The organism is Glutamicibacter sp. JL.03c, assembly GCF_025854375.1.
Lineage (GTDB): Bacteria > Actinomycetota > Actinomycetes > Actinomycetales > Micrococcaceae > Glutamicibacter.
In genome coordinates this window covers 3402820-3417776 of record NZ_CP107575.1, presented here as the reverse complement: position 1 = coordinate 3417776, position 14957 = coordinate 3402820, and the positions used below count along the sequence as shown (strand labels likewise).

Below are 14957 nucleotides of genomic sequence, written 5' to 3'. Positions count from 1 at the left end.
GAGAGAATCATGACTCAAAGCATCGCACCTGCCACCACCAGTGCGTCGGCCGCGCTCATCGAGCGCTCCAACCGACTGGGCCAGGACAAGAAGAACACCAACTACGCCGGCGGAAATACCTCGGCCAAGGGCACCACCATCGACCCGGTCACCGGGGAAAACATCGAGCTGCTGTGGGTCAAGGGATCCGGCGGCGATCTGGGAACGCTCACCGAGAAGGGGCTGTCCACGCTGCGTCTGGATCGCATGCGCGCCCTGGTCGATGTCTACCCGGGCGTGGACCGGGAAGATGAGATGGTCGCCGCCTTCGACTACTGCCTGCACGGCAAGGGAGGCGCGGCCCCATCCATCGACACCGCCATGCATGGCCTGGTCAACGCCAACCACGTGGACCACCTGCACCCGGACTCCGGCATCGCCATCGCCACCGCCAAGGACGGGAAGGAACTGACCGCCAGGATCTTCGGCGGGAAGGTCGCTTGGGTCGACTGGCGCCGGCCAGGCTTCCAGCTCGGGCTGGATATTGCCCGGATCAAGGAAGAGAACCCTCAAGCGGTGGGCTGCATCCTCGGCGGACATGGAATCACCGCCTGGGGAGATACGAGCGAAGAGTCCGAAGCCAACTCCCTGTGGATCATCGACACCGCCGCCGCCTACATCCAGGAACACGGCGCACCCGAGCCCTTCGGTCCAGTGATCCCCGGCTTTCAGGCCCTGCCGGAGGCCGAGCGCCGCGCCCGTGCCGCCGCCTTGGCGCCAACCATTCGTTCACTGGCCAGCAACGACAAGCCGATGGTCGGCCACTTCAGCGACGACGAGCGGGTCCTGGATTTCCTTTCCCGGCAGAAGCTGGCGCCGTTGGCCGCACTTGGCACCAGCTGCCCGGATCATTTCCTGCGGACCAAGGTCAAGCCCATGGTCCTGGATCTGCCGGGCACCGCCGGGATCGACGAGCAGCTCGCCCGGCTTCAGGAGCTGCACGCCGAGTACCGCGAGGACTACCAGCGCTATTACGAGATCCACAAGGATGAGAACTCCCCGGCGATGCGCGGGGCTGACCCGTTGATTGTCCTGGTTCCCGGCGTGGGCATGTTCTCCTACGGCGCGAACAAGCAGACCGCGAGGGTGGCTGGCGAGTTCTACCTGAACGCCATCAACGTCATGCGCGGAGCCGAAGCGCTCTCAAGCTACACCCCGATTTCAGATGCGGAGAAATTCCGGATCGAGTACTGGGCGCTGGAGGAAGCCAAGCTGCAGCGCATGCCGAAGCCGAAGTCCCATGCCGGCCGCATTGCGCTGGTCACCGGGGCCGCCTCGGGTATCGGCAAGGCTGTGGCCAAGCGGCTTGCCGCCGAGGGCGCCTGCGTGGTGATCGCCGATCTGGACCTGGCCAAGGCACAAGATGCCGCCGCGGAACTGGGCGACTCGGATGTGGCCGTTGGCGTGGCAGCCAACGTGGCCGACGCCCAGGCCGTGCAAGCAGCCATCGATGAAGCGGTCCTGGCCTTCGGCGGCCTGGACCTCATCGTCAACAATGCCGGGCTGTCGCTGTCGAAATCACTGCTGGAAACCACGGAAGCCGACTGGGATTTGCAGCATGATGTGATGGCCAAGGGCTCGTTCCTGGTCTCCAAGGCCGCGGCCAAGGTGCTGATCGAGCAGAAGCTGGGCGGCGACATCATCTACATTTCCTCGAAGAACTCCGTTTTTGCCGGCCCGAACAACATCGCCTACTCGGCCACCAAGGCTGACCAGGCCCACCAGGTGCGATTGCTGGCAGTTGAGCTGGGCGAGCACGGTGTCCGGGTTAATGGCATCAACCCCGATGGCGTCGTGCGCGGATCCGGCATCTTCGCCTCCGGGTGGGGAGCCAACCGCGCAGCGACCTATGGAGTGGCTGAAGAAGACCTGGGGCAGTTCTATGCCAACCGCACGATTCTGAAGCGCGAAGTCATTCCCGAAAATATTGCCGATGCGGTATATGTGCTAACCGGACCGGAATTAACTCGCACCACAGGGTTGCACATTCCAGTGGACTCTGGTGTTGCTGCAGCGTTCCTGCGATGAGCCCGAATCAAGACCGGCACCCCGTTGCCGCCATCGATCTGGGAGCTACCAGTGGCCGCGTCATGATTGGCGAGCTGGTGGACGGCAAGGTTGAACTGACCCTCGTCCACCGCTTCGCCAACGGGCCGGTGCCACTGGCCGAATTCGACTCCAGCGCATCAGCCCAGGCCCTGGCCTGGGACATCGATGAACTGTGGTCGCAGATCAGGGCAGGGCTGGCCAAAGCCTTTGCACTGCGCCCGGACATCGCCAGCATCGGAGTCGATTCCTGGGCGGTGGACTACGCGTTGCTCAAGCAGGGGCAACGCCTGGGGCAGGTGCGGCACTACCGTGATCCGCGCACTGAACTGGCGGTGCCAGAACTGGAGCAGAAGTTCAGCCGTGCTGAGCTCTTCGAGCGCAACGGCCTGCAGTTCCTGGCCTTTAACACCATTTACCAGCTGCAGGCCGAGAAGCAGGAGCAGCGGCTTGGCTCGGCCGACCAGCTGTTGCTGGTGCCCGACTACATCAACTGGCTGCTGACTGGGCAAGCGCGCTGCGAGTGGACCAATGCTTCCACCACGGGCCTGCTCAACCAGCGTTCCGGCACGTGGGATGGGGAATTGGTGCGTGAGCTCGGGGTGGCTGGCAAGCTGGCGCCGATCATCCGCCCTGGCCAAGTTGTTGGCTCCTTGCTGCCGGGATTGGCCCAAGAGTTCGGTGCTTCGAGTTCGGTGCAGGTAGTGGCTGTTGCTTCCCATGACACCGCCAGTGCCGTGGCTGCGACACCGTTGGCGGGCAAGAGTTCCGCCTACATCTCCTGCGGAACCTGGGGGCTGGTCGGAGTGGAACTGGCTGAACCGGTGCTGACACCGCAGGCTCAAGCGGCGGGATTCACCAACGAGCTCGGCCTTGATGGATCTGTCCGGTTCCTCAAGAACGTCACCGGAACCTTCCTGCTCAGCGAATCGGTGAACCACTGGAACCAGCAGGCTGCGCAGGCCTCGGAACCGGAGGTCCAGCTAGCCGAGCTGCTGTCCGATGCCGCGAAGCTGCCGGTTCCCCAGGTGTTGATCGATCCGCAAGACGAGGTGTTCCTCGCCCCGGGACGGATGCCCGTACGCATCAGCGAAGCGATCAAGATGGCTGGGGGGAGCGCACCTGAAACGCGTGCCGAGCTGATCCGCATTGTCATCGAGTCCCTGGCTGCGCGCTTTGCCGCTCAAGCCCATGAAGCGGCACGGCTCGGCGGGTTCGATCTCGAGGATATCCACATTGTCGGCGGCGGATCCCAGGGCGAGCTGCTGTGCCAACGAACCGCTGACCTTGCCCGGGTGCCGGTTGCTGCCGGCCCGGTCGAGTGCACCGCTTTGGGCAACGTGCTGGTGCAGTTGCGGTCCTTGCCGCAGGGCGCCAATCAGGTTGAAGACCTGCGTGCGGTGGTTCGCCGGTCTGTGGTTTTGCGCGACTATCAACCGGTGGGCGTGCTCAAGCCGGCATAGATCCGTGTGGGAATCTATGCCATCAGTGATCCTCCAGCTGCGCAGGCTGGGGGATCACTCCATTTCAGGCCTTGCGCTGGACAAACACCACGGAATCTTCCATCACTGCCGGTTGGCCGGTCGGAGCGATGATGCTGCGTTCCACGACCTCAGCTTGCAAGATATTCCACTCGTTGAGATCCAGCGACAACGCTGCGAGTTCTTCCTGCGGGGTGGGGAAGGCCGGAAGTTCATGATCCACCGGCGGTGCCCATGAAGGGCGCGCCGCATGGGACAGGGCCAGCAGGTGTCCGCCCGGGGCCACGAAGCTCGCGGCCTTCCGCAGGAAATCAGCGCGCGGGAACTCGAAAGGTGCCTGGAAGAAGCTCAGCGTCACCAGGTCGAATCTCTGGTCCGTGTGCCATTGGCCAAGGTCGGTGGCGACAAATTGCGCATCGGCTTCGGCGATCTGGTGCTTCTCGGCTTCCTCGCGGGCGCGGCTGATAGCCGTGGGCGAGATGTCCAGGCCGGTGGCCTGCCAGCCGTGCGTTGCCAGCCACAGGACATCGCCGCCTTCACCGCAGCCGATATCCAGGGAAGCCCCAGGGGTCAGCGGCGACACCAGGTTCTCGATGACCTGGTTGACCTTTCCGGACCAGACGCGCTCGGATTGCACGTAGTGGTTTTCCCAGAAAGCTACGCCGTCTAGCTCGTCGGCGCTGTGGTGATCGTGCATGGCCTTGATCCTTCGGTTGCCTGGCGGATGCTCTCAAATCACCATAGCGAGCGGCGAGCTGCTCACGCGAGGTGATTTGCGTGAGAGGCAATTTCTGGCCCCTTATCTGGAGCTGACCTTTCCGAAGATGCCTGCGATCGAGGAGAGGACCATGGGCCTGCACGCAATCCAGGCCCCGGTGATCACCAGCAGCGACAAGGCAAAGAACAACAGGCCCGTCCAGTGATCGGCGTACTGCGCGGGGTCGGTGGATCCTTGGGCCGCGTACATATGGTTCAGGTTGCGCAAAGCCCCGGTGGAGAACACCAGGATCACGTGAACCACGATGAACAGGGCGAGGTAGATCGTGGTCGGGAAGTGCACGGCACGTGCCAGCTCGATGGGGTAGTTGTTGTTCAGCGACGGGTTCTTCGGCCAGAACGCGCTCAAGCGGAATCCGGTGATCACTGCCAAGGGCGCAGCGATGAAGACGGTGACGAAGTACGCCAGCTGTTGCAGCGAGTTGTAGTTCACCCAGCCATTTTCCGTAGGCCAATCCAGCGTCAGGTATTGCAGGGCTGCCGAGATCGCATTCGGGAACACTTCCCACGAGGTCGGAACGATTCTCATCCAGTGCCCCGAGGCGAAGAGCGCGACGATGAACACCAGGCCGTTGATAATCCACAACAGATCAAGGCTCTGATGCAACCAGAGATTGATGCTGACCTTGGGGCTTCGCTTGGAGGACCAGTAGGCGGGCGGCTTCTTCTGATGCCGCACGAGCAATCCGGAACGAATAATCAGGACCATCAGGAAGACGTTGAAGAAGTGGTTCCACGCCAGCCACGCAGGAACACCCACCGGAGCCGACTCGGGCAAATGGTATTCGCCGGGGTAGCGCTGGATGAAGGATTCCACCGAATCGATGCTGGCGATGCCGCGGGCGACCAGGACTACCGCCGTGGCCATGCCCAGCGCGCAGAACGCACCCAGGACGCCAGCGAGCACCCACTGCTTGGTGGTCAACGGGCCATGGCGCTTCGTCTCGGGTGTGGCCGGCTTTGGCGGTGCAGCTTCTGGCGCTTGAGCAGGTGCAACCGCGATAGCAGGATCGACAACTGGTTCTACGGCAGCAGCCGCTACGGCAACAGGCTCCGCTGCTGGGACCTGCTCGGCTGGTTCGGCTGGAACTTCAAGGGCCGGCAGCGCGGCGGCAAAACTGCTCGGCGGCCATGGCTCGCCGCCAGCCACCCGCGGCAATCCCCGACGAACTGCCGGCGAACCGCCATGGGCTTCAATCGGAGCGGCTGCAGGCGCTGGCGCGGTCTCTTGGTCAGGTTCAGGTGCCACCGTGTGCTCAGGTTTCAATACCGGTGCTGGCGCAGGCCGGTCCTCTGCGACGGCAACAGCAACGGCTGCAACCTTCACTGGTGCATCTGCCGGCGGCCACGGATCCCCGCCGGCTACCCGGGGCAGGCCCTGGCGCAGAGTCCGCGCCGGTGTCGCTGCAGCTGCCACCGGTTCCTCGATAACCCCGGCCGGTTCAGTGGCGACGGGTGTCTGGGGTTCCACCGCCTGTGCGCCGGCCGGCGGCCATGGTTCGCCCCCGGGAATCCGGGGCAGGCCCTGCCGCAGGCTCTTGGATGCTGGACTAGTCATTACTGCGCCTTGCGTGCTTCCAGCGCGGAAATCACCTGGGGGACCACCTTGAAGACGTCGCCGACAATGCCGAAATCGGCAATCTCGAAGATCGGCGCATCGCGATCCTTATTAATGGCCACTATGGTCTTGGCCGTCTGCATTCCCGCCTTGTGCTGGATTGCGCCGGAGATGCCCAGGGCGACATAAAGCTGCGGGGACACGGCCACGCCGGTCTGCCCGACCTGGGCTGCGTGTTCGATGAACCCTGCATCCACCGCGGCGCGCGAAGCGCCCACGCCGGCGCCCAAGGCATCGGCCAGCTGGTACACCACGTCGAATTGCTCGGTGCTGCCCAGCCCGCGGCCTCCCGAAACCACCTTGGCGGCGGTGCGCAACTCGGGGCGAGCCGAGTCGGACTCGGCCTTCGTCAGATCAAGCACCTGGATGTCCGGGGTCGTGCCGCCAGCCAGCTCCAGAGCGGTCACCGCCGGTTCCTGCCCCTGCGCACGGGCATCGATGCTGCCCACCCGCACCGTGATCACCGGCGCGCCGAAGGTCGGAGCGCTCGTGGTCGAGAAGGCCCCGCCGTAGATCGAATGGCTGGCGATGACTCCCTGCTCATCACGCTGGACCCCCAGCGCATCCACGCTCAGGGCCAGCTTGTTGCGCACGGCGAATCGGGCGGCCACCTCGCGCGAGGTCAGGCTATGGGCCAGCAGCACGGCGTGCGGCTGCACCAGATCGTAGGCTTGCTGCAGCGCGTCGGCCAGCTGCCCGGTGAGGATCGCTGACTCAACACCAGCGCTGAGCACCGCCGACGCACCGGCCTGCGCGGCTTGGGCGGCGAAGGCTTCACGATGTTCGTCGGGCGCGGCCACCAGGGCTACCGGGGTGCCGACACCGGCGGCGGCGCCGAGCAGTTCGGCACTGCTTTTCGACAATTCGCCGGCGGCCGTGGTTTCAAGGAAAACAAGGATGGAATCTGCGGCAAAGGCTGTCATGGTCATCTTTCCGTTCACACCAGGTTGTTCTTCGCCAGGAAATCGACCAGCGCGGCACCGGCCTGGCCGTCATCATTCATGATCGTGCCCGCCTCGCGCGCAGGCTTCTGGGACACGGCGAGCATGATCGACCGGGCGGTATCCGCCGGCAGGGCGTCAACGCCGAGATCCGCCAGCGAGAGGATTTCGATCGGCTTCTTCTTCGCGGCCATGATGCCCTTGAAATTCGGGAAGCGCGCATCGGGCAGGGCCTCGGTGATCGACGCGATGGCTGGCAGTGGGGTGCTGATCTGCGCGGTGGCGCCCTCCAGCTCGCGGGTTCCGCGCAGCACCCCGTCGGCGATGCTGATTTCGGACAGCGAGGTGGCTGCGGGCAGGGAGAGCAACTCGGCCAGCATCACTGGCAGCATGCCCGCCGAGCCATCGGTGGACATGTTCCCGGCCAGGATCAGGTCGTAGTGCCCGCGGCGCAATGCGGCGGCCAGGACTTCGGCGGTGAGGACCAGGTCGGCGCCGATCAGCGCATCGTCGCTGATCTGCACTGCGTCGGCGGCCCCCATGGCCAGGGCCTTGCGCAGGGTGGCTTGGATGGATTCCGGTCCCATGCTCAGCGCCGTGATCCGGGTGTCCGCATCCGCATCCTGGATCTTGAGTGCCACTTCAAGCGTGCGCTCGCCGATTTCATCAAGCACCGCTTCGGAGGCGGCGCGATCAGCCAAGCCGGTCTGCTTCTCCAGCGTCCGATCGGCCCCCGTATCCGGGACCTCCTTGATTAGAACGGCGATCTTCATTCGGTTCTCCCTCGTACCGCAGGTGCTAGGACTTCCAAGTTCCTCTGTTGCTCATCTTGTCCGATTCCCACCGATAGGTCAATGGATTTTCCCCGGACACCGTAGGCTTGATGCTAAGAGCACGATCGATCACTCAAAGGAACGCTCATGGCCAGCAAAAAGCGTCAAAGCAAGAAGAACTCCGGCGCAGGAAATCCTGCCAAAGCCGCCCAGCGTGGCCGCAGCGTCTATCGCATCCAGGTGGAGCAATACGTCGACTCGCTGCGCGAAGACTACACCGCTTGGGTGTCGGCCACCGTCCCTGCTTTCTCGCCAGAAGATGCCGCCACTGCCGCAAGCGCGCAGCTCTTTGCCATCGGCGCTGTCGGCGCGGAATACGCGCAGAAAGCCAGCAGCTCCAACCTGCGCGATATCGATATTGACCTCTTCGGCGAATCCCTGGCTGAGCACCTGATGGGCCTACCGGACTCCATGGCGCCGGAACCGATCTTCGTCTCCTGGCTGGATTACCTCAGCTTCCTCGAAGAGCGCGAGCTCTGGGAAGGCGAGCCAGAGAACTTCGAAGCGCTGCGCGAAATGCTCGAAGACACCTTGGATGGCTTCGCCGAAGGCGACGCGGAAATCTGCGAACTGCTGCGCGACACCGAACTGTTCAACAAGGTCAAGGCCTTCGCCTTGGCCCTGGGTGACGGTGTGGACATGTCCGATGACAGCGAAGCCGGCAGCCAGGCACGCGCCCGGGTGCTCACCGCCCTGGGACTGGACCCCCAAGCCCTCGACAACGACGCCCCCGCACCATTGGTCTTCACCTACATCTGGGGCGCCGCACGCCTATCCGTCGTGGACTTCGACGGGCCGATGATGACCCTGGACGAGGAATCCTACGACCTTTTGGTGGATGGCGACCAGGCCGCCAGCGCGCAGATCCTCTTCGAGATGGCTGTCGGATGCGTCCAGGCGCACCTGAACCCCGCGTTCGACGTCACCCTGCGCGATGAAGCCCATTACCTGGTGCTGCGCAACCTCCTGGTCACCGCCTCCACCGGACGTGACGGCGACCTCGAAGGCCTGCGCCGCAATGTCGGCCCGAAGAACTATGACGCGGTCCTCCCCGAAGCGCAGGCCGCCATGGACTCGCTGGTCGGCTACGGGCTGCTGGCCAAGGATGGGGAAACCTACAGCATCGACGAACGCCTGGTGCCGGTCATCTCCGCGGGCATCACCGAGGTCGAGACCTTCTTCGAAGAAGCCGAATAGCCATTGGCCGCCATCTTCGGATTTAGCCCGCGGTGTGATCCGGGCGGGCAGCGGCGATGGCGACCAATTTCTTGAGCACCTCAAGATCAATGTCCTCGAGCTTCTTCACATAAACGCAGCCGGCACCTTCGGTGTATTTGCCCAGCTGCGGCAACAGCGCCGCGCCTTCGGGAAGATCCTTCACCCCGTAGATCGACAGCTGTGCCTTGCGCGGCGAGAAGCCGGTTTTGGGCCAGATGCCGGTGTTTTTGGGGTTGCTGGGCGACACGTAGGTGTAGGTCCCGTAGCCCACGATGCTCGGTCCCCACATCACCGGCTTTTCCCCGGTGGCTTCGCTGAAAATCTTTTCCAGTGCTTCACCATCAACCCGGCGCTTTTCCGGGGTCGCGGCAGCGATGAATTCATGGACATCAACGTCGGTGGGAAGGGTTTTCTGGGTTGCTGCCAAGTTATTGCTCCATAGCGGTGGTCGGGTTTTCTGTCTGGAAAATTGCGGACAGCTTGCGGTACTGCTTGGTGCCCATGGACAGCAGGGCCACCACAATCATGATCAGCCCGCCCACCAGGAAGATCAGCGCGATGCCGCGGGCCTGGCCGGCGCCGAGCAGCCAGCCGAGCTGTTCGCCTCCCTGCTCGCTGCGCATATAGGGGATGACCCAGTACTGGGCGATCGGCGCAATCAAGAATGCGGTGATCGGCGCCGCCGAGGCCTCCATCATCTGCGCGAAGCCGAAGACCCTGCCCTGGCGCCGGAAGGGAACCACCTTCTGGATGACGGTCTGCTCCGAGGCCTCCACCGCCGGGATCAGCATCATGTACAGCCAGATGCCCACGATATACAGCCATGTCCATTCGCGGATGGTGAAGATCGCGCCGAGCAGTCCCATGGCCGCCACCAGCCAGAGCATGGTGCGGATCGGATTGCTGCCCAAGCCGAATTTCGCGATCGCCAGGCCTCCGATGATGAACCCGGTCGAGGCCAGCCCGAAGGTCAGCCCCCAGGCCTGGACCGACATGATGGTCAGCCCGTAGGGATCCATCAGCGCCATGTAGGTGCCCCCGATGAAGTTGTTGAACATCGAGAAGATGATCAGCGCGAACAACCCGGGGATGGCCATCACTGTGCTGAATCCCAGGCGCAGGTCGCTGGTCTTGGTGCGGCCTTCCTCTTTCACAGGCTCGTCTTCCGGGATGCTGATCTGCAGCAGATGCAGCATGGTCAGCACCACCATCACGATGGAAATCGCCAGGGTCCAGCCCATCCCCAGCCAGCCGATGGCCAAGCCGCTGAACACGCTGGTGATGATGAACGCGATGCCCTGCACCGTGCCCACCAGGCCGTTGGCGTTGGCGTGGCGTTCGACCGGGATCAGCAGTGTCACCGTGGTGGACAGGGCGATCCCGCGCATCTGTTCAACGATGGAGCCGAAGAGGATCACCAGGCAGAAGAGCCAGAACTGCCAGCCGCCAACGTCCAGGATGTCTTCGGTCGGCAGCCACAGGTAGATGAGCCCGGCGAGGCTGAAGGCAATGGCGGTGATCATCGCGGAAAACACGAACACCGGCTTCTTGCGGTGGTTGTCCACGATGGTTCCGAAGACCATGGAGAACACCGCGATCAATAGCATGAAAGCGCCGCCGATAATGCCGGTCGCCATCACGTTTTCGGTTTCCAGATACACCCAGAACGTCAGCGCGAACCACAGGAAGCTGGTGGTGAAGTTCGCTACCGCGGTATTGATCAGGATATGCAGGAAGCTGCGCTGACCATGGGCCGGTGCCGCGGGGCCCTGGGTGTCCGGTGCCGCGGTTTTTTCGACGTACTCTTCATTCATGGGGCGACCTGCTTGATGTGGTGCCGATGATGGTTTCACCAGAATACCTTGATGGCAACTTGGACGATAGCTGTCGGCAAGCTGTCGATGACTGCCAGGGCGACGCTCCTGGCTGACGGATTTTTTCCTTCGCTCAGGAAGCCCTTGGGCTGATGTCGTCACGGCCGCGCGGGGCACCTTCCCCCTGACGATGTGACGGAAAAATTCCTTCATTCAGCGGCCTCACGCTGATGCTTCCATGTAGCTCGGAAGCACGGGGCTGAAGAGCGCGCGCCGGAGGTGCGCGACGTTGCCGATGTCCTCGCCGTCGTGGATTTGTGAGGGTAGTGGTGTTCTGGTTCGTGCGCAGTGACGGAAAAAATACGTCACCCAGGATCCTTGGAGTTCAACCAGCCTCAGTCAGGAGCTGGGGTCTGTCCTGCAGTGTCGGTCGCAGGCTTGTGAAGCTTGAAGTTGAAGTCGCCATCGCCAAGATGGGGCCTGGCCAGGATCCGCCGAAGGTCCGCTGGCGAGGCAACTTTGCGCTCGGGGCAGCGGTTGTGAACGTGCTCGAAGTGTTCGACGTTCTCAACACTGCCCGGGATCACCAGCGAATTCAGCCCGTGAGGGGTACGCCAGCATTTGGAGCCATCGGGGCGGTTGGTGACCCTCCAGCCAAGCGCGTGCTTGAACATCTGATGCTGCTTGCACAGCAGTTCGGTGTTTTCCCGGTCGGTGTGCCCGCCGGTCTCCCATGCGTCAACGTGGTCCACCTCGGAGGTATCCGCGGTGCGTCGGCATCCTGGGTAGCAGCAATGCTGATCGCGTGCGCGAAGGAATTCCTTGAGCGCGCGCGGTGCCTTGTAGCGCTTGCGCCCCACATCCATCACGGCTCCGCTAAATGGATCGGTGAGCATGGGGATGATGGAAGGCGCATCCTTGGCCAGCTGCATGGCCAAGCCCATGGGGATCGGGCCGTAGCCTTCCAGATCAGCCATGGAGCACTTCGGATTAGCCAGCATCTGCAACGCCGGAATGGTCACGACAACCCGGGGCTTGAGCGGGGTGCCATTGGTGCTCGGCCAACCGTTGATCAGTGCGTCGCAGAGAATATCTGACATGAGCTGGGCTTTGGTGCGAGTGTCCTGCGGATCATTATGCTGAGAGACCTCGTAGTCCAAGGTGTTCATAATGGAACGCACGTTGATAGCGGAGGCGGTCAAGTTGAGGGAAGCCATCCCGTCGGGGCGGCTCCAACTGGTGACTTTCCTCGAGTCGGCAGCCTTTTCATGACGAGCCGTAGCAGCTTCCGGATTGGATCGATCATGGAACCTGCGGGCCCGCTGGCTGACTGTGTCATCGGATGATGTCGTGGCAACCGGCAATAGCTGGTGCTCCATCAGCTCGATCTGCTCCGGCGAAAGATCCTGCGAGCTTTTCACGATGGCACGCGCCGCAGAGGTAGTGATCTGCCCAGCGGCCAGTGCCTGCAGGGTCTGCGGGCAAGCATGGCGCAAGCCCTTGGCCGTGAACATCCGGGCACGAGCTTTCTGAGTCGTCATGCGAAGGGCGATCGCCGCTTCGGCAACAAAATTCGACGTGATGACTTGGTCGCTAGCGCGGTCCACGGAGTAGTAGTTGGCGCTGAGACGTTCACGCCGCTCCTGATCAGATTCGAGATAGGGCTTGGCGACGTCCTCCTCGGCGAAGGCCTGGGCAACCAGCTCAACACTGTCGGCCATGATGACCGAGGTGGCAGCATCAAGCATGCTCTTCAGCTTCTGGATCTTCTCCAGACGGCGAAGCCCCTCGCCGGGGTCCTTGAGCGGGCCGGCGTTGTACAGTTCGTCGGTGAGCTTCTTCATTGGACCGAAAAACATCTGGTGCTCCAGTTGGTCCGTGAAGAACGAGTCCGATTGGGATTCGCCACGGGTGCCCGGCGGATCCAGCGGGAGGCGATGTTCGTCATCGTCATCGGGTGCAAAGTAGTTATTTCTCATGCTTCATTTTCCCGCGGAATACGGACAGTTTGGCTGGTTATCCACAGGTTTTGGGGGTCTCATCGGGTAGATTATTGGATTGTTAGAACAGGGCAGAAAAGTTACAAATTGGCCACGGCAGATCCGGCCATGATCCAGAGGAGCCGAACATGATTTTTGGCAAAAAAGGCGATGACGCAGTCCGCAATAAATTGGCAGGTGCCCCGGCCCCTTACAAGGAAATCGCGTTGCGGCTGCACGAGATTATCAGCGAGAGCGCGCCGTCCCTGGAGCCGGTGGTGCGCTGGGGTCTCGTCTTCTACGTCAAGGACGGCCAGGACGTTTGCTACATCAAGCCCGATAAGAACTTTCTGGTCTTCGGGTTCGGCGAAGTGGTGAATCCTGCGTTCGAGGAAGGCGCGCTGATGCATCCGGTGGCGTGGACGATCACCGCGCTGGACGAAGCGACCGAAGGCAAGATCCGCGCGCTGGTGGTCAAAGCCGCGGGCTGATCTGGCACGCTGCGAGCTCAGGGTTGGCAGGGTGATCCCCCCGGACTATTGTTTGAATGTGATGCAGGGCACCATTTGAACCGAGTTGAGGGGCTTGTTGATGAAGGCTTATGCCAAGGGCGAGAGCGAACCAGAACTGCTGGACGAGACGATCGGCGTCAACTTCGAAAGAACGGCAGCCCGTTGGGGAACTGCAGAGGCCCTGGTAGAAGTCAGCACGCAACGGCGCTGGAGCTGGCAGCAGCTCGATGAGCAGGTCAACCAGCTGGCCAAGGGCATGATCGCAGCCGGCCTGCAGCCCGGGGACCGCGTGGGGATCTGGGCGCCGAACTGCGCCGAATGGGTCTTCACCCAGTATGCGACGGCGAAAATCGGCGTCATCCTGGTCAATGTGAACCCGGCCTACCGCACCCATGAATACGCCTACGCGGTGAACCACAGCGGGTTGCGGATGCTGGTGGCCGCCAGCGAATTCAAGACCAGCAACTACCGGCAGATGGTCGAGCAGGCCCGCGCGCAGACTCCGGAGCTGGAGCGCGTGGTGTACCTGGATACCGGGGATTGGCAGCAGCTGCTGGATGAGGGCTCGGCCATCGGCGATGCCGAACTGGCCGCCCGGCTGGCGGCCACCAAACCCGAAGACCCGATCAATATCCAATACACCTCGGGAACCACCGGGTACCCCAAGGGCGCGATGCTCAGCCACCGCAATATCCTGAACAACGGCTACCAGGTCACCGGGATGATCGACCTGGACGAGCACGACCGGCTGTGCATTCCGGTGCCGTTCTACCACTGTTTCGGCATGGTCATGGGCAACCTAGGTTGCACTTCGCGAGGCGCCACCATGGTCATCCCGGCACCCGGATTCGACGCGGAAACCACCCTGCGCGTGGTGGCCGAGGAGCAATGCACGGGCCTGTACGGGGTGCCGACCATGTTCATCGCCATGCAAAACCACCCCAACTTTGCCGACTTCGATCTGTCCTCGCTGCGCACGGGCATCATGGCCGGATCCATCTGCCCGGTAGAGGTGATGCGCCGCTGCGTCGAGGACATGGGGATGAGCGCGGTCTCCATCGCCTACGGCATGACTGAAACCAGCCCGGTCTCCTGCCAGACCCGCGGCGACGACGACTTCGAACGCCGCACCGCCACCATCGGCCGGGTGCACCCCCATGTGGAGATCAAAGTGGTCGATCCGCTCACCGGCGACACCCTGGAACGCGGGGAAACCGGAGAATACTGCACCCGCGGCTACTCGGTGATGCTCGGCTACTGGAGTGACGAGGAGAAAACCCGGGCCGCTATCGACGACGAGGGCTGGATGCACACCGGCGACCTGGCGGTGATGCGCGAGGACGGCTATTGCACCATCGTGGGCCGGATCAAGGACATGATCATCCGCGGCGGCGAGAACATCTACCCGGCAGAGATCGAGGAATTCCTCTACCAGCACCCGGATATCGAGGATGTGCAGGTCATCGGCGTGCCCGACGAGAAGTACGGCGAGGCGGTCTGCGCCTGCCTGCGCATGAAAGCCGGACGCGAGGCGCTGTCCAACGAGGCCGTGCGCGAGTACTGCAGCGGGCAGCTGGCCCACTTCAAGATCCCGGCCTATGTGCAGATCCTGGAGGATTTCCCGACCACGGTGACCGGCAAGATCCGCAAGAACCAGTTGCGCGAGGATGCCGCGAGGCAGTTCGGGTAGCAGCCTCCG

The 14957-nt window shown here is 62.9% G+C and carries 12 protein-coding genes; 5 read left to right on the top strand and 7 right to left on the bottom strand.

Annotated features, from left to right (window positions below; genetic code table 11):
* The first annotated feature begins 9 nt into the window (after positions 1-9).
* Together OF385_RS15820 and OF385_RS15815 are read left to right on the top strand one after the other, a co-directional pair.
* On the top strand, positions 10-2067 hold the full coding sequence (locus OF385_RS15820) for a bifunctional aldolase/short-chain dehydrogenase (RefSeq protein WP_264276257.1): 2058 nt from the start codon (positions 10-12) through the stop codon (positions 2065-2067).
* Positions 2064-3548, top strand: a complete 1485-nt coding sequence (locus OF385_RS15815) for a rhamnulokinase (RefSeq protein ID WP_264276256.1) — start codon at positions 2064-2066, stop codon at positions 3546-3548. Before OF385_RS15820 ends, OF385_RS15815 begins: the two co-directional genes overlap by 4 nt.
* A 64-nt stretch (positions 3549-3612) precedes the next feature.
* Here the strand turns inward: OF385_RS15815 and OF385_RS15810 are convergent, their stop codons facing one another.
* From OF385_RS15810 to OF385_RS15795, 4 genes are all read right to left on the bottom strand, one after another.
* Positions 3613-4263, bottom strand: a complete 651-nt coding sequence (locus OF385_RS15810) for a class I SAM-dependent methyltransferase (protein ID WP_264276255.1) — start codon at positions 4261-4263, stop codon at positions 3613-3615.
* Positions 4264-4365: 102 nt separating this feature from the next.
* Complete coding sequence (locus tag OF385_RS15805) at positions 4366-5901, bottom strand: cytochrome b/b6 domain-containing protein (RefSeq protein WP_264276254.1); 1536 nt, start codon at positions 5899-5901, stop codon at positions 4366-4368.
* Positions 5901-6884: an electron transfer flavoprotein subunit alpha/FixB family protein gene (locus OF385_RS15800; RefSeq protein ID WP_264276253.1), complete on the bottom strand. Its 984-nt coding sequence runs from the start codon at positions 6882-6884 to the stop codon at positions 5901-5903. The genes OF385_RS15805 and OF385_RS15800 overlap by 1 nt, the downstream gene beginning before the upstream one ends.
* Before the next feature lie 14 nt (positions 6885-6898).
* On the bottom strand, positions 6899-7675 hold the full coding sequence (locus OF385_RS15795) for an electron transfer flavoprotein subunit beta/FixA family protein (RefSeq protein WP_264276252.1): 777 nt from the start codon (positions 7673-7675) through the stop codon (positions 6899-6901).
* Between the two features lie 147 nt (positions 7676-7822).
* On the opposite strand from OF385_RS15795, the gene OF385_RS15790 reads away from it, so the two are divergent.
* Positions 7823-8932 (top strand): hypothetical protein, encoded by a 1110-nt coding sequence (locus OF385_RS15790; RefSeq protein WP_264276251.1) that lies wholly within the window; start codon positions 7823-7825, stop codon positions 8930-8932.
* 22 nt (positions 8933-8954) lie between these two features.
* Here OF385_RS15790 and OF385_RS15785 read toward each other — a convergent pair whose 3' ends face one another.
* The 3 genes from OF385_RS15785 to OF385_RS15775 form a co-directional block, all read right to left on the bottom strand.
* Positions 8955-9380, bottom strand: a complete 426-nt coding sequence (locus tag OF385_RS15785; protein WP_264276250.1) for a DUF1801 domain-containing protein — start codon at positions 9378-9380, stop codon at positions 8955-8957.
* A gap of 1 nt (position 9381) precedes the next feature.
* Entirely contained in the window at positions 9382-10767 is a 1386-nt protein-coding gene (locus OF385_RS15780) for an MFS transporter (RefSeq protein ID WP_264276249.1), read from the bottom strand.
* 395 nt (positions 10768-11162) lie between these two features.
* Positions 11163-12746 (bottom strand): HNH endonuclease, encoded by a 1584-nt coding sequence (locus OF385_RS15775; RefSeq protein ID WP_264276248.1) that lies wholly within the window; start codon positions 12744-12746, stop codon positions 11163-11165.
* 149 nt (positions 12747-12895) lie between these two features.
* Here OF385_RS15775 and OF385_RS15770 point away from each other — a divergent pair, with 149 nt between their 5' ends.
* Positions 12896-13237: a DUF1801 domain-containing protein gene (locus OF385_RS15770; RefSeq protein ID WP_264276247.1), complete on the top strand. Its 342-nt coding sequence runs from the start codon at positions 12896-12898 to the stop codon at positions 13235-13237.
* 100 nt (positions 13238-13337) lie between these two features.
* Complete coding sequence (locus OF385_RS15765; RefSeq protein WP_264276246.1) at positions 13338-14948, top strand: AMP-binding protein; 1611 nt, start codon at positions 13338-13340, stop codon at positions 14946-14948.
* Positions 14949-14957: the final 9 nt, after the last annotated feature.

What these genes read in the sequence shown, in the direction of transcription:
- OF385_RS15765 (WP_264276246.1), top strand. Translation starts at nt 13,338, where the DNA reads ATGAAGGCTTATGCCAAGGGCGAGAGCGAACCAGAACTGCTGGACGAG.
- OF385_RS15820 (WP_264276257.1), top strand. Translation starts at nt 10, where the DNA reads ATGACTCAAAGCATCGCACCTGCCACCACCAGTGCGTCGGCCGCGCTC.
- OF385_RS15810 (WP_264276255.1), bottom strand. Translation starts at nt 4,263, where the DNA reads ATGCACGATCACCACAGCGCCGACGAGCTAGACGGCGTAGCTTTCTGG.
- OF385_RS15795 (WP_264276252.1), bottom strand. Translation starts at nt 7,675, where the DNA reads ATGAAGATCGCCGTTCTAATCAAGGAGGTCCCGGATACGGGGGCCGAT.
- OF385_RS15780 (WP_264276249.1), bottom strand. Translation starts at nt 10,767, where the DNA reads ATGAATGAAGAGTACGTCGAAAAAACCGCGGCACCGGACACCCAGGGC.
- OF385_RS15815 (WP_264276256.1), top strand. Translation starts at nt 2,064, where the DNA reads ATGAGCCCGAATCAAGACCGGCACCCCGTTGCCGCCATCGATCTGGGA.
- OF385_RS15805 (WP_264276254.1), bottom strand. Translation starts at nt 5,901, where the DNA reads ATGACTAGTCCAGCATCCAAGAGCCTGCGGCAGGGCCTGCCCCGGATT.
- OF385_RS15800 (WP_264276253.1), bottom strand. Translation starts at nt 6,884, where the DNA reads ATGACAGCCTTTGCCGCAGATTCCATCCTTGTTTTCCTTGAAACCACG.
- OF385_RS15775 (WP_264276248.1), bottom strand. Translation starts at nt 12,746, where the DNA reads ATGAGAAATAACTACTTTGCACCCGATGACGATGACGAACATCGCCTC.
- OF385_RS15770 (WP_264276247.1), top strand. Translation starts at nt 12,896, where the DNA reads ATGATTTTTGGCAAAAAAGGCGATGACGCAGTCCGCAATAAATTGGCA.
- OF385_RS15790 (WP_264276251.1), top strand. Translation starts at nt 7,823, where the DNA reads ATGGCCAGCAAAAAGCGTCAAAGCAAGAAGAACTCCGGCGCAGGAAAT.